This is a genomic window from Streptomyces sp. NBC_00539 (genome assembly GCF_036346105.1).
GTDB lineage: Bacteria > Actinomycetota > Actinomycetes > Streptomycetales > Streptomycetaceae > Streptomyces.
In genome coordinates this window covers 5,653,302-5,671,576 of record NZ_CP107811.1, presented here as the reverse complement: position 1 = coordinate 5,671,576, position 18,275 = coordinate 5,653,302, and the positions used below count along the sequence as shown (strand labels likewise).

The 18,275-nt window shown below is 71.5% G+C and carries 15 protein-coding genes and 1 tRNA gene; 5 read left to right on the top strand and 11 right to left on the bottom strand.

Features of this window, described 5'->3' with window-relative positions; translation table 11 throughout:
- From OG861_RS25495 to pgsA, 5 genes are all read right to left on the bottom strand, one after another.
- A complete protein-coding gene (locus tag OG861_RS25495; protein ID WP_329193717.1) occupies positions 1 to 990 on the bottom strand; it encodes a phosphotransferase family protein in 990 nt (329 codons plus the stop codon).
- A complete protein-coding gene (locus OG861_RS25490; protein ID WP_329193719.1) occupies positions 987 to 3,485 on the bottom strand; it encodes a hypothetical protein in 2,499 nt (832 codons plus the stop codon). The genes OG861_RS25495 and OG861_RS25490 overlap by 4 nt, the downstream gene beginning before the upstream one ends.
- A gap of 115 nt (positions 3,486 to 3,600) precedes the next feature.
- On the bottom strand, positions 3,601 to 4,761 hold the full coding sequence (locus OG861_RS25485) for a glycosyltransferase family 4 protein (RefSeq protein ID WP_329193721.1): 1,161 nt from the start codon (positions 4,759 to 4,761) through the stop codon (positions 3,601 to 3,603).
- Positions 4,761 to 5,663 carry a phosphatidylinositol mannoside acyltransferase gene (locus tag OG861_RS25480; RefSeq protein WP_329193723.1) on the bottom strand — a complete coding sequence of 301 codons (903 nt, stop codon included), beginning with the start codon at positions 5,661 to 5,663 and terminating at the stop codon, positions 4,761 to 4,763. The genes OG861_RS25485 and OG861_RS25480 overlap by 1 nt, the downstream gene beginning before the upstream one ends.
- Entirely contained in the window at positions 5,663 to 6,328 is a 666-nt protein-coding gene (gene pgsA / locus OG861_RS25475) for a phosphatidylinositol phosphate synthase (protein WP_329193725.1), read from the bottom strand. The genes OG861_RS25480 and pgsA overlap by 1 nt, the downstream gene beginning before the upstream one ends.
- 242 nt (positions 6,329 to 6,570) lie before the next feature.
- Here pgsA and OG861_RS25470 point away from each other — a divergent pair, with 242 nt between their 5' ends.
- The gene (locus tag OG861_RS25470) at positions 6,571 to 8,766 is read left to right on the top strand and encodes an elongation factor G-like protein EF-G2 (protein ID WP_329193727.1); all 2,196 of its coding nucleotides are present in this window, start codon (positions 6,571 to 6,573) and stop codon (positions 8,764 to 8,766) included.
- 177 nt (positions 8,767 to 8,943) lie between these two features.
- The gene (locus OG861_RS25465; RefSeq protein WP_329193728.1) at positions 8,944 to 10,593 is read left to right on the top strand and encodes a hypothetical protein; all 1,650 of its coding nucleotides are present in this window, start codon (positions 8,944 to 8,946) and stop codon (positions 10,591 to 10,593) included.
- Between the two features lie 157 nt (positions 10,594 to 10,750).
- Here the strand turns inward: OG861_RS25465 and OG861_RS25460 are convergent, their stop codons facing one another.
- Positions 10,751 to 11,311, bottom strand: a complete 561-nt coding sequence (locus tag OG861_RS25460; protein ID WP_329193729.1) for an HIT family protein — start codon at positions 11,309 to 11,311, stop codon at positions 10,751 to 10,753.
- A gap of 67 nt (positions 11,312 to 11,378) precedes the next feature.
- Here OG861_RS25460 and OG861_RS25455 point away from each other — a divergent pair, with 67 nt between their 5' ends.
- A complete protein-coding gene (locus tag OG861_RS25455) occupies positions 11,379 to 12,065 on the top strand; it encodes a potassium channel family protein (RefSeq protein ID WP_329193731.1) in 687 nt (228 codons plus the stop codon).
- 12 nt (positions 12,066 to 12,077) lie between these two features.
- Here OG861_RS25455 and thrS read toward each other — a convergent pair whose 3' ends face one another.
- Positions 12,078 to 14,054, bottom strand: coding sequence for a threonine--tRNA ligase (gene thrS, locus OG861_RS25450; protein ID WP_329193734.1), 1,977 nt, complete (start codon positions 14,052 to 14,054; stop codon positions 12,078 to 12,080).
- Positions 14,055 to 14,292: 238 nt separating this feature from the next.
- On the opposite strand from thrS, the gene OG861_RS25445 reads away from it, so the two are divergent.
- Positions 14,293 to 14,769, top strand: coding sequence for a GNAT family N-acetyltransferase (locus OG861_RS25445; protein ID WP_329193737.1), 477 nt, complete (start codon positions 14,293 to 14,295; stop codon positions 14,767 to 14,769).
- 75 nt (positions 14,770 to 14,844) lie between these two features.
- Here OG861_RS25445 and OG861_RS25440 read toward each other — a convergent pair whose 3' ends face one another.
- Positions 14,845 to 16,050 (bottom strand): hypothetical protein, encoded by a 1,206-nt coding sequence (locus tag OG861_RS25440; RefSeq protein WP_329193739.1) that lies wholly within the window; start codon positions 16,048 to 16,050, stop codon positions 14,845 to 14,847.
- Positions 16,050 to 16,640: a DUF4365 domain-containing protein gene (locus OG861_RS25435; RefSeq protein ID WP_329193741.1), complete on the bottom strand. Its 591-nt coding sequence runs from the start codon at positions 16,638 to 16,640 to the stop codon at positions 16,050 to 16,052. Before OG861_RS25435 ends, OG861_RS25440 begins: the two co-directional genes overlap by 1 nt.
- 211 nt (positions 16,641 to 16,851) lie before the next feature.
- On the opposite strand from OG861_RS25435, the gene OG861_RS25430 reads away from it, so the two are divergent.
- Positions 16,852 to 17,577, top strand: coding sequence for a 3'-5' exonuclease (locus tag OG861_RS25430; RefSeq protein WP_329193743.1), 726 nt, complete (start codon positions 16,852 to 16,854; stop codon positions 17,575 to 17,577).
- Positions 17,578 to 17,644: 67 nt separating this feature from the next.
- On the opposite strand, the gene OG861_RS25425 is transcribed toward OG861_RS25430, so the two are convergent.
- Both OG861_RS25425 and OG861_RS25420 read right to left on the bottom strand, forming a co-directional pair.
- Positions 17,645 to 17,716 (bottom strand) — tRNA-Val (locus tag OG861_RS25425).
- 38 nt (positions 17,717 to 17,754) lie between these two features.
- Positions 17,755 to 18,243 carry an SRPBCC family protein gene (locus tag OG861_RS25420; protein ID WP_329193745.1) on the bottom strand — a complete coding sequence of 163 codons (489 nt, stop codon included), beginning with the start codon at positions 18,241 to 18,243 and terminating at the stop codon, positions 17,755 to 17,757.
- Positions 18,244 to 18,275 lie beyond the last annotated feature (32 nt).

The window sequence follows — 18,275 nt, the reverse complement described above, 5'->3', positions numbered from 1 at the left end:
TCACTTCTTCCAGGGAGCGAGGAGGGAGCCGACCCGCCGGGGTGTCAGGTCGGGCAGCAAGGCCCACACCTGGCGTGCGGCATTGGTCTTCTTCGTCAGACGCTCGATGAGGAAGTCCCTCTCCTTCTGGGTGGAGCCCGCCAGTTGCTTCGAGTAGCGGACGGTGTCCACGATCGCCGACTTGATCCGCTCGTGTGCCGCGTACAGGTCGAGGTCATCGGACGGACCGACGGTGGACCGCTCCGGAAGGGTCTCTCGCCACAACCTCAGGACCTCGGTCCGCTGCTCGTCCGGATAGTCCATCTTGTGGAGGTGGATGGCAATTTCGTACAACGGGTCACCCCACAGGGCGAGCTCCCAGTCGAGGAACCAGGTGGCTCCGTCCGCCACGATCATGTTCTTCCGGTGGAGGTCGGCGTGGAGCACCGAGAACGGCCGCGGCGTGAGGGAGTCCCAGCGGGTCTCCACGACTTCCAGGGGATCATCCGGGATGCCGAGCCCGGCGAAAACCTCCCGGTACTCGTCGCGGTACGTCGTGTGGACCTGACGGGTGAGCCGGGTCAACAGGCGTGCGAATCCGCTGCTGTCACCGGAGGCGGGCCAGTGCTCCGGCAGTGGTGGTGTCTTCTCCGCCGGGATACGGCGGAGCTGGTCCAACAGCACGACCACATCACCGATCACGTGCGGGGGAACCGCTGCACCCCGTGGCGAGAAGACGTCGAGGACGCGCCCCTCGATGAAGTGGTGCACCTGGAAGCGGGGCTCCTCGGAAACGTGGCGCAGCTCCGGCACCCGCACGACGTACGGTTCGATGCAGGTCAGAACGTCTTCCTCACGCCACAGCCGCAGATCCATGGTGTCGGCGGCCGCCAGCGGAATACGCACGTTGACCTTCCCGTCGGCAGTCCGAACCCCTACGTTGCGGTTGTAGTAGCCGGCTGCGGCCCCCTCCGCCTTCTGTGCCTGCCCGAAAAGGCCCAACCAGGTCATGAGTCCACCTCGACGAACATCGACAGGACGTACTCCGTGCGTTCTTCCAGCTCTCGCGCCGCCCCCAGGGGTCGGATAGCGGGGCGCGCCCGGTCGGCCGCCGCCGTGATGTACGCGTCCTCTAAACCGATCAACTCGGTCGCCCGGTGGATGGCGAGGATCAGTGAGGGATAGACCTGGCACACCTCGAACTCACGAGTCGCGTGACGCAGCAGCGCTCCCGCCGCATCCCGCTCCCCTCGGCGCAGGAGCAGGAAGGAGCGGAACATGTCGGCGCGCGCCCGGCCAGAGCGGTAGCCCGCCCGGTCGAGGGCCGCATTGGCGTTGCGGAAAGACAACTCGGCGCGTTCCAGTTGTCCCAGCCGGATCTGCGCAAGGGCCATGGCGGTGTAAACCTTGCCGATCTCATGCTGCGCGCCGAGCTCCCGCTGCACGTCGAGAGCGGCACCCGCTTCGGCGACGGCGGCCTCAGGATCGGTGAAGGCGAGGAGCTCCGCCCGGTTCGTCCGGACGTTGGCCATACCGATCACCGAGTCGACCGCGCGATAGTCCTCTTCCGCCTGCTCCAGCAGGTCCTCGGCGCTCGCGAAGTCCATCAAGAACCGATGGCCCAGGTGCATCAGTCTCTTGAGGTCACCTCGGACGGCCCGCTCCCGGGGAGAACAGATGGCGTGGACTTCCTCGGCGAGGGCGAAGGCCCCTTGGAAGTCGCCCTGCCACATGCGGATGTCCGCGACGCAGAAGCCGGCCGAGGTCCGAGCCTCGCCCGCGTGGTCCTGCCAGACCCGTTCGAAGATCGTGGAGGCCAGTCCGCTCTCGCCGGCGATCCGCCGGGCATTGGCCCCGGCGAGCGCCAGCCTGGCCGCGACCATCGACCGTGCGGGCGTCTCGCGCACAGGTGTCAGCGCGATCGCCGCGCCGGTGTCCCCCAGCTCCAACCGGGATTCCGCTTCCAGACAGTCGGCGACGTCACGGACGACTGCCACGGACGACCGGTCCTGCTGAGGGTCCGCGGATGCCAGGTGGTCCCTCAGGTCCTTGACCATTCCGTCCACGGCCTGTCGGCTGCTCATCCCGAGGGCGCGGTCGGCGTGCCTGAGAATCTCGTCCGGCGACAGGTTGCCGGCGCGCAGCCCGTGGTACACCGCCTCCCTGAGGGGGGACGACCGGGCCACGCCCGTCCTTTCCGCTCCCCGCTCGATACGGTCCGCGAGCCCTTCCCAATGTGTAGCCAGCACCGCGTGCACCTCGCGTTTCACCGCGGGCGACAGGTGCCCTTGCAGCGCGGAGACCATCAGCTGATGCAGCCGGTACCAGCCTTCGGGCAACGGGTACGCGAAGGAGTACGCCGTGAGGGATTCCCAGGTCAGCAAGTTGGCGGGCAGGTCGAAGTGTCGCCCGACGGTGCGGAACACGTCGAGGTCGAAGGTTCTGGCGACGCTGAGCAGTTCGAGAATCCTGACCTCGTCAGGGGCCACGTGCTGCAGGAAGCGCTGGACGATCTCCTCAGACGTTCCGGCGTCCTCCGTACGCCCGGGATGCTGGACATGTGTGTCCACTGCCAGGTGGAGGTAGAACGGGACACCGGCGCTGGCCTCGGCGATCGACCGTTGCCTCGGGAGCTCCGTGATCCCCGCCTGACGCAACAAGTCGAGCCGGGCGTCCATCGGCAGGCCTTCCACCCGCACCCGGCGGATCACCGCGTCCCAGTCCTTGTCGTACGCCGCCCATGCGAGCGGCTCGCGGCTCGCCAGCACGGTGAGACCACCGTGCAACTGCCCCAGCAGATCGCGAAGCCAGGCGTCCGAGGCGAAGCTGCGGCCGCCCGGGAGCGGTGCGGGCACCATCGCTTCGTAAGCGTCGACGTACAGCACGAACGGCTGCTCCCGAGCCGACTGCCGCAGATCCTCGGCGAACAGGTAGGTCACGGCGTGACCCAGTTCCGCATTGGAGAGGCCGTCGAGTTCCCGCAGCGTGGGGTCCGCTTCGATGCGCTGCCTGCGCTGGCGATTGGCGACCGCCCGGCCGGTGAGCCTCACCAGGCCCGCCGCGGTGCCGAAGACCGGCAACCCCATGGCATCGTCCAGGATCTTCGAGAGCACCTCGCTCTCCTCGGCGAAGGGGGTGTTCTTCCGGTCCATCTGCAGTTGCGGGTGCACCCGCTGCCACAGGACCGCGTAGGCGATGTCGAACCGGTCGAACTTCACTCCCTGGGCACCGTATTCGGTGCGGAGCACGGCCAGGGCGTCCTCCTGCTGCCGCAAGGTCGGCAGTTGGAGGTCCAGCCGGGCCGTGCGGTGGCGTTCGGGCGTGCGGAGCCGTAACTCCTGCAACAGACGGGACTTCCCGATGCCTCCGACACCCACGATGTTGAGGACCCTGGGGCGTTCCGAGATCGCCTGTAGCTCCTCGTCGTACACCGCGAGCAACCCCTCGCGATTGAAGAATTGCCTCTGTAATGCGGAAACCCGTCGGTAACGCGGCCTGATGGACATGAAGACTCCCCCTCGCACCCCTGCGGCACGAAGGCGAGACTACCCACACCACAACACGGCTCACCCCGGTTGAGATACACCCGAACGAGGTTGTCCCGTACGTCCGTTCGCCCCGTCAGTCCCGGGAGAGGCCCAGGCGGGTGCGGAGGGGGATGCGTTCGTCCGTGGCCACGGCGGCGGCGCCGTCCGTGACCGTTTCGTAGACGGCCAGGATGTCCGCGCCGACCGTCGACCAGTCGAAGCGGCGTACGTGCGCGGAGCCGCGGGCGCTGAGTTCCGCGCGGCGGGCCGGGTCGTGGAGGAGGCGGACCGCGGCCGCGGCCAGGGCGTCGGAGTCCTCGTTCGCGAAGAGGTCGCCCGCCCGGCCCTGGTCCAGGACCTGGGCGAACGCGTCCAGGTCCGAGGCCAGGACGGCCGCCCCCGCCGACAGTGCCTCGACCAGGATGATCCCGAAGCTCTCCCCGCCCGTGTTCGGGGCGACGTACACGTCGACGCTGCGCAGCAGCCGGGCCTTGTCCTCGTCGGAGACCATGCCCAGGAACTCGACCCGCGAGCGCAGGCCGGCCGGGAGGGAGGCCACAGCCTCCTCCTCGTCGCCGCGGCCGGCCACCAGGAGGCGTACGTCGGGGCACTCCTCGACGATCCGCGGGAACGCCGCCATCAGCACGGGCAGGCCCTTGCGCGGCTCGTCGATCCGGCCGATGAAGCCGAGGGTCTTGCCGCCCCACTCCGCCTTGGGCGAGGCGGAGGCGAAGAAGTCCACGTCCACCCCGTTCGGGATGACCACCGCGTCCCCGCCCAGGTGCTCCACCAGCGTGCGCCGCGCGTACTCGCTCACCGCGATCCGGGCGCTGATCTTCTCCAGGGCCGGCTGGAGGATTGGGTAGGCCGCGATCATCGCCCGCGAGCGCGGGTTGGAGGTGTGGAAGGTGGCCACGATCGGGCCCTGCGCCGCCCAGCAGGACAGCAGGCCCAGCGACGGGGAGGCCGGTTCGTGGATGTGGATCACGTCGAAGACCCCGTCGTGGAGCCAGCGCCGTACCCGCGCCGCCGACAGGAAGCCGAAGTTCAGCCGGGCGACGGACCCGTTGTAGGGCACCGGCACCGCCCGCCCCGCCGAGACCACGTACGGCGGCAGCGGGGTCTCGTCGTCCGCGGGGGCGAGGACCGACACCTCGTGGCCGAGGCGGATCAGGTGTTCCGCCAGGTCCCGGATGTGGAACTGGACGCCGCCCGGCACGTCCCACGAGTACGGGCACACGATGCCGATCTTCACTAGGCGCGCTCCTCCAGGTCGTCCAGCCACAGCCGCTGCAACATGTGCCAGTCCTCGGGGTGTGCGGCGATCCCCGCCGCGAACGCGTCGGCGACCGCCTGCGTCATGACGGCGGTCTTCTCGGTCCGCGTCCCGGCCGCCGGCACCGGCACCTCGGGGTGGATCCGCCCGTACATCCGCGGGGTCTCGCCGTAGTGCAGCGTCACGGGCAGCAGCGCCGCCCCGGTCTGCTGCGCCAGCAGCGCGGGCCCGGCCGGCATCCGTGCCGTCGCGCCGAAGAAGTCCACCTCGACCCCGGAGGCGGACAGGTCCCGGTCGGCGACCAGACAGACCAGGCCGCCGGAGCGCAGCCGGCGCGCGAGCGTGCCGAAGGCGGCCCCGCCGCTGTGCGGCAGTACCTCCATGCCCAGGCTCTCGCGGTAGGCCACGAACCGGTCGTACAGGGACTCCGGCTTGAGCCGTTCGGCGACCGTGGTGAACGGGATGCCGAGGTGGCTGGTCGCCCAGGCCCCGGCCAGGTCCCAGTTCGCCAGGTGCGGCAGGGCCACGACGACCCCCCGCCCGGAGGCGATGGCCTCGCGCAGGATGTGCTCGTCGGCCATCTCCACGTCGGCCGAGAACCGCCGCGCGTCCATCGCCGGCAGCCGGAAGGACTCCATCCAGTACCGCATGTACGAGCGCATGCCCGCCCGGGACAGCTCCCGCAGCCGGTCCGGGCCCGCGTCGGGAACGACCCTGGCCAGGTTCGACTCCAGCCGCAGCACGCTCTTGCCGCGCCGCTTCCACGCCGTGTCGGCTATCCGGCGGCCCAGGGCCACCGCGGTCGGCTCCGGCAGCTTTTTGACGGCCGCCCAGCCGAGCCCGTAGAGCCCGTCGACGAGCCGGTCCTGCGCCTTGCCCATCAGGCCGCGCCGCCTTCGGACAGGTGCGCCTCGGCGTCGGCTTCCGCCGCCTCGCGCCGCACGGTCACCACGCGCTGGATCAGCGTGACGAGCGAGCCCGCCGCCACCACCCACAGCGCGACCGGCAGCAGCACGCCGATCCAAGGCGGCGCCCCGAAGGTCTGCAGCCCGGAGAGACCGGCCGCGACCAGCGAGATCACAAGCCGCTCGGCGCGCTCGACGAGCCCGTTGACGGCGACCGGAAGACCGATCGCCTCGCCGCGGGCCTTGGTGTACGAGACCACCTGCCCGCTGGCCAGGCAGAAGATCGCCACCGCGCACAGCACGTTGTCGTGGCCGGAGCCCGCGTACCAGAGTGCGAGCCCCCCGAAGATCGCCGCATCCGCCACCCGGTCGAGGGTGGAGTCGAGGAACGCGCCCCAGCGGCTGGAGACCCCGGCCTGGCGGGCCATGTTCCCGTCCACCAGGTCCGAGAACACGAACAGGGTGATGGTGATCGTGCCCCAGAAGAACTCGCCCCTGGGGAAGAAGACCAACGCTCCCGCCACCACTCCGGCCGTGCCGATCAGCGTGACCGCGTCCGGGCTCACCCCCCGACGGAGGAGAAAAGCGGCGAATGGCGTGAGAACACGCGTGAAGAATGCACGCGCGTACTTGTTCAGCATGGCCTTCCCGGAGGGTCGCTGGGCCGCACGGCCCCATCGGCCACCGGCTGGCCCATCGTAGCCAGCGCCCCGGACCCCCACCGCCCCGCACCCACCGGTTCGCGCCGGACAATCCCCGCGCAACCCCCGCGTCACGCTCCGGACAGCACCCGGTACGACGTATGGACGCAGTGTGACGGCGGTGCAAAGCTCGAAGAACCCCAGTCACCCTCCTCACCGCGACACCGGGAGGCACGATCACCATGGGAGCCACATCACACCAAGCCGGGGCCGCCGGCAGGGCACTGACGGCCGACCGCCCCGCATCCGTACGGAACGTCGTGCTGGTCGGCCACAGCGGCGCCGGGAAGACCACGCTGGTCGAAGCCCTGGCCCTGACCGCAGGGGCCGTCAACAGGGCCGGAAGGGTCGAGGACGGCGGCACCGTCTCCGACTACGACGAGATCGAACAACGCCGCCAGCGCTCCATCCAGCTCTCCCTCGTCCCCGTCGAATGGGGCGGAATCAAGATCAATCTGCTCGATACCCCCGGATACGCCGACTTCGTCGGGGAACTCAGGGCCGGTCTACGCGCCGCGGACGCGGCCCTCTTCGTCGTCTCGGCCGCCGACGGGATCGACGGGGCCACCCGCATGGTCTGGGACGAATGCGAGGCGGTGGGCATGCCGCGGGCCATCGTCGTCACCCATTTGGAGGCAGCCCGGGCGGATTACACGCAGATGACCACGGTCTGTGGCGAGATCTTCGGCGGCGACGACCCGGACGCCGTCATCCCGCTCTACCTGCCCCTGCACGGCCCCGCCGGGCCCGACGGGCACGCACCCGTCACCGGCCTGCTCGGGCTGCTGTCCCAGCGGGTTTACGACTACACCTCCGGCGAGCGCACCGAGCGCGATCCCGACCCCGCCGAGCTCGCGCTGATCTCCGAGGCCCGCTCCCGCCTGATCGAGGGGATCATCGCGGAGAGCGAGGACGAGACCCTCATGGACCGCTACCTCGGCGGCGAGGACATCGACCTCAAGACCCTGATCGACGACCTGGAGCGGGCCATCGCCCGCGGCACCTTCCACCCCGTCCTGATGGCCGCGCCCGCCGCCGAAGGGGCCCGCCAGGGCCTGGGCACCGTCGAACTCCTCGAACTGGTCACCGGCGGCTTCCCCACCCCGCTGGAACGCGCCCCCCTCACCGTCACCGCCCCCGACGGCGCCGCCCGCCCCGAGGTCACCTGCGACCCGGACGGGCCGCTCCTCGCCGAGGTGGTCAAGACCTCCTCCGACCCCTACGTGGGCCGCGTCTCCCTCGTCCGCGTCTTCTCGGGCACCCTGCGCCCGGAGGAGACCGTGCACGTCAGCGGGCACGGCCTGTCCGACAGGGGCCACGAGGACCACGACGTCGACGAGCGGATCGGCGCCCTGACCTCCCCCTTCGGCAAACAGCAGCGCACCCTCACGCACGTCGTCGCTGGTGACCTCGCCTGCGTGGCGAAGCTGGGCCGGGCCGAGACCGGCGACACCCTCTCGGCCAAGGACGGCCCGCTCCTCATGGAGCCCTGGCCGATGCCCGAACCCCTCCTGCCCCTCGCCATCGAGGCCCACAGCAAGGCCGACGAGGACAAGCTCTCCCAGGGCCTGGCCCGGCTCGTCGCCGAGGACCCGACCATGCGGCTGGAACAGAACCCGCACACCGGCCAGCTCGTGCTGTGGTGCCTGGGGGAAGCCCACCAGGACGTCGCCCTGGAGCGGCTGCGCACCCGCTACGGGGTGCAGGTCGACCCCGTCCCCCACAAGGTGAGCCTGCGCGAGACCTTCGGCGCCAAGGCCGCCGGGCGCGGGCGGCACGTCAAGCAGTCCGGCGGGCACGGACAGTTCGCCATCTGCGAGATCGAGGTGGAACCCCTCCCGGCGGGCAGCGGCATCGAGTTCGTGGACAAGGTCGTCGGCGGATCCGTGCCGCGGCAGTTCATCCCGTCCGTGGAGAAGGGCGTGCGCGCCCAGGCCGCCCGGGGCGTGGCGGCCGGCTATCCGCTGGTCGACGTCCGCGTCACCCTGCTCGACGGCAAGGCGCACTCGGTCGACTCCTCCGACGCCGCGTTCCAGACCGCGGGCGCCCTCGCCCTGCGCGAAGCCGCCGCCGAGGCCCCGATCCACCTGCTGGAGCCCGTCGCGGAACTCGACGTCCTGGTCCCGGACGAGTACGTGGGCCCCGTCATGAGCGACCTCGCGGGCCGCCGCGGCCGCGTCGTCGGCACAGACCAGGCCGGTTCCGGGCGGACCCGGGTGCGCGCCGAGATCCCCGAGATCGAGATCGGCCGGTACGCGGTGGAGCTGCGTTCCGTATCGCACGGCACGGGCGGGTTCAGCCGTACGTACGCCCGGCACGAGGCGATGCCCCCGCAGCTGGCGGACAAGGTTCGCGAACAGGCCGAGAAGGGAAGTTAATCCACATAGCACACGGGATGCCGCCTACTCAACCTTGTTGCGGTGGGCGGTATTTCCCTGTCCCATGACCACGGGGTGGGCTCCGCCGATAGGCTCTTCGGCGGGGCGGACACACCACGCCGGCGGGCGAACCGCAGGCGGAGCAGCACGTATGACGGCACGTCGATGGGGGCAACGGTGGCGGACGACGGATTCGACTTCAGGCCCGGCGCGCAGATTCCGCTGCAGGGGGGCGGGGGGCAGACCGCCGCGACCAACGCGCTCGCCTCCGCCGCCTACCGCGACGGCAAGGTCGACGAGATCCTCAAGGCCAACAACGAGTACCACGAGTCGAAGGTCAAGCCGGGCAAGATCTCCCTGCTCGAACCCAACCTCGGCGAGGCCTTCTGCCGGGCCGTGGAGGCCCGCACCCTGGGCCCCGCCCGCAAACCCCTGATCCAGTCGTTCGGCGCCGACCCGCAGACCGTCGTGGAGCACTGCCTGGCCGCGTCCCGCATCCGCAAGGAACGCGACCGCAAGCTGCGCCTGATCACCCTGGTGTGCGGGGTGGTGTTCCTGCCCGGGCTGATGCTCTGGCTCGGCCTGTTCCAGCTCCGCAAGTGGCTCGCCAAGGGCAAGCGGGGGTCCTGGGCGGGCACCGCGCTCCTGGTCGGCGTCGGCATCGTCATCGCCGTGCTGATGTTCCGGTTGCCGTTCACCGGCTTCTTCGGCCTCTACCTGCGCGCCATGGTCATCGCCCCGGCCGCGGGCTGGTTCCTGGCCCGCCGGCTCTGCGAGGCCACCGCCGCCGACATGCGCTCCCGCTGGGACGGGCTGCTCGGCGGCGGCGGGGTCGCCGCGAAGATCCCCGAGGCGGTGCCCGGCAACCCCGACGAGAAGGCCCGCGAGGACCTGCGCCGCCAGCTGGCGAAGCTGACCGCCGAGGACCGCAGCAACTCCGTCTTCTACGCCGGTCCCAAGGGCATCCTCGGCATGGGCACCCGCTGGGGCAGCTGGCAGATGGCGGAGGAACTGGTCCCGAAGACGGACGGCGCCGAGATCCACCCGTTCCGCAGCTGGGACGTCATACGCGCGGTCGACGCCGAGCTGCGCAAGCTGGAGCGCGGCCCCCTGCACACCGGCGGCTTCCCGGCCGCCTCGATCCAGCACTGGATCGTCACGCCGATCGGCGAGGGCGCCACCGAAGTGGCCCGCCCCACCGGCGAGGACGTCGACACCTTCCTCGTGAAGCCGCACGAGATCACCCGGATCTGCAACGAGCAGCAGTTCAGCGCCGGCAACCGGCACTACCTGGGCATCCAGTACCCGCTCTGGGACGGCCAGCTGGTGATCACGATGATGGTGACCGTCACGGTGCTGTACAAGACCCTCCGGGTGGACGTCACGGCCCACGCGCTCGGTCCCGTGCACGGCCTGTTCACCACGAAGTCCGCGCCCAAGACCGTCGAGGTCGCCAAGTCCCTCCGGTTCTGGGAGACGGTCGAGCGCCGGCTGCCGCTGGTGGACGCCGACGAGGTGGTACGCCTGGCCGTGCGCGCCCCGCTGACCTGGTACCCGCCGCTGCTGGACTACCTGGGCGGCAAGCTGATCCTGCCGGAGCCCTTCGGCGTACGCCACGTCTGGGCGGGCTCCATGTGGCGCCACCGGTTCATGGCCGACGACGCGCTGCGCACGGTGACGCCGGTGCTGCGGGCGGTGCACGCCGCCGCGTTCCGGGTGCTGGAGGAGAACGGCGTGGACACCGAGCGCTTCACGAACCGCTCGTCCATCATGAGCGGCCTCATCCAGGAGCCCGCCCCGCGCAAGGCGGACGTCTACGACGCGTAGGCCCGGACCGGGCCCGACGCGTAGGCCCGGACCGGGCCCGACGCGTAGGCCCGGACCGGGCCGGTCGTTCGGCCCGGTCGGTCGTTCGGCCCGGTCGGTCGTTCGGCCGGCAGGCCCGGTCGTCCGGCGCGGCCGGTCGTCCGGCCGGCAGGCCCGGTCAGTCGTTCGGCCAGGCCTCCGCGAGCATCCGGCGGGTGTCCGCGAGGAGTTGCGGCAGCACCTTGGTGTGGCCGACCACCGGCATGAAGTTCGTGTCCCCGCCCCAGCGGGGCACGATGTGCTGGTGCAGGTGTGCGGCGATACCGGCTCCCGCCGCCGCACCCTGGTTCATGCCGATGTTGAAGCCGTGCGCCCCCGAGGCCTTGCGCAGCGCGCTCATGGCCCGCTTGGTGAGCTCGGCGAGCTCGGCCGTCTCGGGGCCGTCCAGCTCGGTGTAGTCGGCGACGTGCCGGTACGGGACGACCATCAGGTGGCCGCCGTTGTACGGGTAGAGGTTCAGCACGGCGTACACGTGCTTGCCGCGGGCCACGACCAGGCCGTCCTCGTCGGACATCTCCGGAATCCCGCAGAAGGGACAGCCGTCCCCGGCCTCCGGGCCGGTCGGCTTGTTCTCGCCCTGGATGTAGGCCATCCGGTGGGGCGTCCACAGACGCTGGAACGCGTCCTGCGTACCCACACCGATCTGCTGCTCCGGCTCACTCGTCATGGGATGCAGCATATGACCTTGCCCCCGCCGGGCGTGTCGCCGGGGCGGACACCGCCCCGGGACCGGCGATGCTGGGCGGATGCGCCACGACCCGACGACCCGCGAGGAGACCTGGGAGCGCCGTACGGAGCTGCCGCTGTTCTACGCCTCGCTGCTGTTCATCGCCGGGTACGCGGTGCGCGTGCTCGCCTCCCCCACGGATCACCTGTGGCGGGACGGCGCCGGGATCGTGGTCCTGCTGACCTGGCTGTGCTTCATCGGCGACTACGTGGTGCGCATGGTGCTCAGCGGCCGCCGGCCGCTGCGGTTCGTCCGCCGGCACTGGCTGGACACGCTGATCGTGCTGTTGCCCACCCTGCGGCCGCTGCGCATGGTCAAGGTCCACGACGCCATCCAGGCCCGCCGGGAGCGCCCGCGCCGGGGGCTGCACCAGCGCGTGATCACGTACGCCGGTCTCTCGGCGGTCCTGCTCGGCTTCTCCGGTGCCCTCGGCCTCTACTACCACGAGCACCGGGACCCGCGGTCCGCCATCCGCACCTTCTGGGACGCGGTGTGGTGTGTGTGCGAAACGCTGACGACGGTGGGCTACGGCGACGTGGCCCCGGTGACCCCGGCGGGCCGGCTGATCGCGGTCGGGCTGATGGTCTGCGGGCTGGCCCTGCTGGGCGCGGTGACGGGCAGCTTCTCGTCCTGGCTGATCCAGGTCTTCCGGCGGGAGGACGAGGAGGAGCCCCCGGGGGACCGAAGTTCCCCGGGGGCTCCTTGAGGGCGGTGCCGGTCAGACCTGGACGCGGTCCTCGACGACCTTGGCCAGCTTGGCCAGCGCCTCGTCCTTGGCGATGCCGTTCTCCTGCGAACCGTCGCGGTAGCGGAAGGAGACGGTGCCCGCGGCCATGTCCTCGTCACCGACGATGATCATGAACGGGACCTTGAGCTTCTGGTGGTTCCTGATCTTCTTCTGCATGCGGTCGGAGGAGGCGTCGACCTCGACGCGCAGCCCCTTCTTCTTCGCCGCGGCGGCGAACTCCCGCAGGTACTCCACGTGCCCGTCGCCGATCGGGATGCCGACCGCCTGGACCGGGGCCAGCCACGGCGGCATGGCGCCCGCGTAGTGCTCCAGCAGCACCGCGAAGAACCGCTCGATGGAGCCGAACAGCGCGCGGTGGATCATGACCGGCCGCTGGCGGGAGCCGTCGGGGGCGGTGTACTCCAGGTTGAACCGCTCCGGCAGGTTGAAGTCGAGCTGGACCGTCGACATCTGCCAGGTGCGGCCGATGGCGTCCTTGCACTGGACCGAGATCTTCGGGCCGTAGAACGCGGCGCCGCCCGGGTCCGGGACCAGCGGGAGACCCTGCTTCTCGGCGACCTGCGTGAGGACGGCGGTCGCCTCCTCCCAGGCCTCGTCCGAGCCGACGAACTTCTCCGGGTCCTTGGTGGACAGCTCCAGGTAGAAGTCGGTCAGACCGTAGTCGCGCAGCAGGCCGAGGACGAAGGTGAGGGTGGTGTCGAGCTCCTCGGCCATCTGCTCGCGGGTGCAGTAGATGTGCGCGTCGTCCTGGGTGAAGCCGCGGGCGCGGGTCAGGCCGTGGACGACACCCGACTTCTCGTACCGGTACACGGTGCCGAACTCGAAGAGGCGCAGGGGCAGTTCGCGGTAGGAGCGGCCGCGCGCGTCGAAGATCAGGTTGTGCATCGGGCAGTTCATGGGCTTGAGGTAGTAGTCGGTACCACCGTCGAGCTGCATGGGGGGGTACATCCCCTCCGCGTACCAGTCCAGGTGACCGCTCTTCTCGAAGAGCGCGCCCTTGGTGGCGTGCGGGGAGTAGACGAACTCGTAGCCCTCCTCCTCGTGCCGCTTGCGCGAGTAGTCCTCCATGGTCCGGCGGATGATGCCGCCGCGCGGGTGGAAGACGGCCAGGCCGGAGCCGATCTCGTCCGGGATGGAGAAGAGGTCGAGCTCGCTGCCGAGCTTGCGGTGGTCGCGCTTCTCGGCCTCGGCGAGGAAGTCGAGGTGGGCCTTGAGCTCGTCCTTCGAGGGCCAGGCGGTGCCGTAGATGCGCTGGAGCATCGGGTTCTTCTCGCTGCCGCGCCAGTACGCGGCGGCGTTGCGCATCAGCTTGAACGCGGGGATGTTGCGGGTGGTGGGCAGGTGGGGACCGCGGCAGAGGTCCTTCCAGCACAGTTCGCCGGTCTTCGCGTCCAGGTTGTCGTAGATGGTCAGCTCGCCGCCGCCCACCTCGACGTCCGCACCGTCGTCGGACGAGGCGGAGCCCTTGATGCCGATGAGCTCCAGCTTGTACGGCTCGTCGGCGAGCTCCTCGCGGGCCGCCTCGTCGGTGACGACGCGGCGGGAGAACCTCTGGCCGCGCTTCTGGATCTCCTGCATCTTCTTCTCGATGGCCTTGAGGTCATCGGGAGTGAAGGGCTTGGCGACGTCGAAGTCGTAGTAGAAGCCGTTCTGGACCGGCGGGCCGATGCCCAGCTTGGCCTCGGGGAACAGCTCCTGCACGGCCTGTGCCATGACGTGCGCGGTCGAGTGGCGCAGGATGTTCAGGCCGTCCTCGGAGGAGATCTCCACCGGCTCGACGGACTCGCCGTCCCTCAGCTCGTACGAGAGGTCCTTGAGCTCGCCCGCGACGCGCGCGGCCACGACGGTGCGCTCGCCGGCGAAGAGCTCGGCCGCCGTAGTGCCCGTGGCCACCACGCGCTCGTCCCGCTCGGAATCGCGTTGGATGATCACACGGACGTCTGACACCGGTCTCTCCTGAACTCTGGGGGTGCGCGAGGGAACACTGCGCGCCTGAATCGTACCGAGCGTTGTGGCCGCGCCGCTAAACGGTTATCGCCGGGGCCGCCCCGCGCAGGCCCCCGCCCGGCTGCCCTCCCCCTCCGGGCCCTCCGGGCGCGGGCCGGCGCGGTGCCGGGCGCGGGCGCCGGCGGGCCGAGGGGCCCGGTAGTGTGGGCCGACCGCCCGACTCCACCGGAGGGACCGTATGGCGAACCCGCAGATCCGGCCGCTGGACCTGGCCGACGAGGCCACCGCGGCCGCCGTGTTCCGGATCGGGCGCGACTCCTACGCGGTGGAGGCCGAGCTGATCGGCTTCGACGGCATCCCGGCACTGCGCGAGAGCCTCCCCGAGATGCGGGCGCAGGACCTCCACTGGGTCGGCGCCGTCTCCGGGTCCGGGGAGCTCACCGGGTTCCTGGCCTGGGAGGACCGGGCCGACGGCGGTGTATGCATCGACCGGCTCTGCGTGGCGCCGGCCCGGTTCCGTCTGGGCATCGCCTCCCTGCTGCTGCGCCACGCGCTGACCGAGCTCTTCCCGGGCCGCCCGGTCGAGGTCACCACGGGCGCCGCCAACGTCCCCGCGGTGGGGCTCTACGACCGCCTGGGCTTCGTGCGCGGCGAGGACTTCTCCCCCGCGCCGGGCCTGCTGATGGCCTCCTTCACCCGCGGGCCGGGCGTCTAAGCCGTCTCTTCCGGATCCTGTCGGGCGGCGCGGGCCAGGCAAGATCCGGAAGAGACGGCCTGGGCCGGACAGTGCCTAGTCGTCGGCGGGCAGGGCGTCCGCCGGGTCGAAGGACTCGTCCAGCGATTTCATCAGGCGGTCCCGCTCCACCTCGTCCAGCGGGACGGGGGTGACGTCGGTGGCGTCGGTCAGCCGGCGGAAGCCGCCCCGGCGCTGGAGCCGGCCGCTCACCCGGACCGGCAGGCCCACCAGGTGCGCGTGACCCGCGACCCGGTACGCCTCCTCGTCGAGCTCGGCCCGTACGTAGGGCACCTCCGCCCCCGCCAGCACCCGCAGCCGGACCGTCCCGCCGCCCCCGGGGGCCGAGCGCCGCATCCGGACCACCGCCCCGGCCAGGCGCACCGCCGGCGCCGGCTCGTCCCGGGTGTACCGGGCCGCCGCCTCCCGCAGCACCGGCAGGTCGCCCGGGGAGAACTCCACCGGCTCCGGCCTTGCCGCGCATCCGGCGGGGGCCCCGGCCGCCGGGGCCCAGGCAAGCGAGACGCGGGCCCCTTCGGAACCCCGTACGAGCGCGATCAGCGCGTCCGCGAGCTCCCGGCTGACCCCGGCCCCCACCGCCGCGTCGAAGGCGTCCATGCCGCCGGTGGCCCGCCGGTAGTCCACCGCTTCGCGCGCCGCGTGCAGGGCGTGGTGCAGCCGGGTGACCACCTCCCGGCCCCCGTCCACCGGGAGGTACGCGGTCAGCCGGCGGCCGCCCGGCGAGGGGCCCACGAGCACGCCGTCCAGGGACCGCCCGGCCTGCGCGCGGTGCCGTGCGCCGAAGTATCCGGCGCGGGCGCGGGCGGCGAGGGCCCCGGCCAGCAGCAGCTGCCGGGCGGCCGAGCGGAGCTGTTCCTGCACGGGCCAGGCCTCCGCCCGTCCGGTCGCGTACGCGCCCTCCGGGAACTCCCGCTCCCAGCGGATCTCGTCGCTCGGCACGCTCAGCCCGAGCAGCACTTCCTTCGCCGAGGGCAGCCCGCCGCGCGAGAGGGCGCTCAGCGCCTCCTCCAGGAGGTCGGCGCAGTCGGGGAAGGCCCGGCTCTCCGGCACGAGCAGGCTCGTGCCCTCCTGTCCCGGCGGGGTCCAGCGCCCGTACCGTCCGGCGGCGCCGCCCCGCCGCAGCCAGCCGTGGCGGTGCAGGAGCGCGCCGAGCACGGCCGGGTCGACGTGCGCGGCGTCGGGCGCGTCCGGCGTGAACTGCGGGGACGAGAGCGGTTCGAGGCGCGGCGGGTGCCAGTTCATCAGGGTGTCCCTCCCGACCCGACCCGGGTCATGATCTCGCAGAGCGCCCGGTCGTCGAAGATCCGTGTGGTGGGGATCCGTACGGTGGTCCGGCGGCGGCCGGTCACCGGGTGCCCGGCGAGATTGGTCCAGTAGCAGCAGTGCCTCAGGTCGAGCCGGTCGTGCCCGGCGCTCAGCCACTGCCCGCGCTCCCGTGGGACGAGCATCACCACGAGGATCTTGTGGACGGCGACCGGCGTGCGGGCCAGCTTCACGAGGTGCTCGTTGTCGAGGGTGAAGCCGAAGGTCGCGCCGGCCGGCCGCGGCGGTACCTGGTAGGTCGCCTTCAACTGCACCTTGATGGTGACCTCGTCGTCGACGACGTGCTCGGCCGCGCCGTGACTGACGTGCCAGTCGATGCCGTTGTCGGGAAAGGGCTGGGACAGCGAGCAGCCGGCCGCGGCGGCGACGGCGTGCAGGTAGCCCACCTGGAGGGTCTCCATGCAGGCGGTGGTGGCGAGTGAGCCGCGCAGCGGTCCGGTCCCCGCGTCCGTCCGCGGTCCGATCCGCCCTTGCAGCACCCCGCCCGGTTCGGGCTGCGCGAGCGCCATGGCCGGCTCCCCATGCCTTGTGGGCTCTGCCTCGTGAGGGGTGATGGGGGTGATGGCAGATCAGGTGTGCGGTCCCCCAAGGAGGTTGTCTCCGCAGCAGAGGTGCGGCAAACGGCGTACGGGGCAAACAGCCCGGGTATCACCGATTCGGGCAAGGGGGTGGCGAGTTCCCGTCGCGCCCCATCTGCCGATCGGGGACGAGGAGTTCGCCATGACACGCTGGTACGAGGGCCCGCTGGCCGCATTCGACACGGAGACGACCGGGGTGGACGTCGAGCAGGACCGGATCGTGTCCGCCGCGCTCGTCGTGCAGGAGTGTGCGGGCGGCCGGGTCCGCACCACCCGCTGGCTGGTCAATCCGGGTATCCCGGTGCCCCGGGGCGCCACGGAAGTGCACGGCCTGACCGACGAACACCTCCAGCGCAACGGCCGTTGGCCGGCGCCGGTGGTGGAGGAGATAGCCCGTTCGCTCGGTGAGCAGCGCCTGGCGGGCCGGCCGCTGGTGGTGATGAACGCGCCGTTCGACCTGACGCTGCTGGACCGGGAGTTGCGCAGGCACCGGGCGTCCTCGCTGGCGCGGTACCTGGACGACCGGCCGCTGACGGTGCTGGACCCGCGGGTGCTGGACAAGCACCTGGACCGCTACCGCAAGGGCCGCCGCACCCTGGGCGACCTGTGCGCGCACTACGGGATAGAGCTGGAGGGGGCGCACGACGCGGCGGCGGACGCGCTGGCCTCGCTGGAGCTCGTACGGGCGCTCGGGCGCCGGTTCGCGGGCCGGCTGGAGCGGCTGACACCGGCGGAACTGCACACGCTCCAGGCGGTGTGGCACGCGGCGCAGGCGCGGGGACTGCAGGCCTGGTTCGCCCGGCAGGGCACCCCGGAAGCCGTGGACCCGCACTGGCCGCTGCGTCCGGAGGTCCCGGCCGCCGCGTGAACGGCGCCTGCGGACACCCGAGAACGCGGAAGGCCGGTCCGTCTTGCGACGGACCGGCCTGTCCCGGTGGGCGATACTGGGATCGAACCAGTGACCCCTTCGGTGTGAACGAAGTGCTCTCCCGCTGAGCTAATCGCCCGGAACGGGTTGAACAATACAAGAGCCCCGGGGTTCTGTTCAAACCGCTTCCGGCAGGGCCGCCAGCCGCGCCGCGAGGGCACGCTGCCCGGCGCGCATCATCAGGGCGTGGTTGAGCCGGAACAGGGGCCGTCCGGGCACCGCGAGGAAGCGCAGCAACGGCCGGCACACCTCGGCCTCCTGTTCGTACAGGGCGCGCGTCCGCGCCCCGCGCGGGCGTACCGTCCACCGCGCCCATCCTTCGAGGTCCCCGCCCAGGGCGACCTCCAGCACGCCGCGGGCGGGGTCGCGCAGCAGCTCGGTCGCGGTGACGCGCAGCGCGTACGGGAGTACGGAGCGGATGACGGCGGTGCCGGCGCGGCCGTCGGCGCCGTCGGACTCGAAGCGGCGGACCTGGGGCCACCAGAGCGGGTAGTCGCCGGCTTGTTCCAGGGCGCGGTAGACGGCCGACGGCGGGGCGTCGAGGTCCCACACGCTGCGGAAACGGAAACGGGAGCGATTCGGTCGGCGCGAGGGGCTGCGGTCCATGCCCCGAGCCTGCCCCGGGCGCGAGCGGGCTA

Excerpts from the sequence above, each read along its gene's own strand:
- OG861_RS25420 (WP_329193745.1), bottom strand. The coding sequence starts at position 18,243 with ATGGACCGCAGCCCCTCGCGCCGACCGAATCGCTCCCGTTTCCGTTTC.
- OG861_RS25470 (WP_329193727.1), top strand. The coding sequence starts at position 6,571 with ATGGGAGCCACATCACACCAAGCCGGGGCCGCCGGCAGGGCACTGACG.
- OG861_RS25440 (WP_329193739.1), bottom strand. The coding sequence starts at position 16,050 with ATGAACTGGCACCCGCCGCGCCTCGAACCGCTCTCGTCCCCGCAGTTC.
- pgsA (WP_329193725.1), bottom strand. The coding sequence starts at position 6,328 with ATGCTGAACAAGTACGCGCGTGCATTCTTCACGCGTGTTCTCACGCCA.
- OG861_RS25460 (WP_329193729.1), bottom strand. The coding sequence starts at position 11,311 with ATGCTGCATCCCATGACGAGTGAGCCGGAGCAGCAGATCGGTGTGGGT.
- OG861_RS25495 (WP_329193717.1), bottom strand. The coding sequence starts at position 990 with ATGACCTGGTTGGGCCTTTTCGGGCAGGCACAGAAGGCGGAGGGGGCC.
- OG861_RS25455 (WP_329193731.1), top strand. The coding sequence starts at position 11,379 with ATGCGCCACGACCCGACGACCCGCGAGGAGACCTGGGAGCGCCGTACG.
- OG861_RS25480 (WP_329193723.1), bottom strand. The coding sequence starts at position 5,663 with ATGGGCAAGGCGCAGGACCGGCTCGTCGACGGGCTCTACGGGCTCGGC.
- OG861_RS25445 (WP_329193737.1), top strand. The coding sequence starts at position 14,293 with ATGGCGAACCCGCAGATCCGGCCGCTGGACCTGGCCGACGAGGCCACC.
- OG861_RS25490 (WP_329193719.1), bottom strand. The coding sequence starts at position 3,485 with ATGTCCATCAGGCCGCGTTACCGACGGGTTTCCGCATTACAGAGGCAA.
- OG861_RS25435 (WP_329193741.1), bottom strand. The coding sequence starts at position 16,640 with ATGGCGCTCGCGCAGCCCGAACCGGGCGGGGTGCTGCAAGGGCGGATC.
- OG861_RS25430 (WP_329193743.1), top strand. The coding sequence starts at position 16,852 with ATGACACGCTGGTACGAGGGCCCGCTGGCCGCATTCGACACGGAGACG.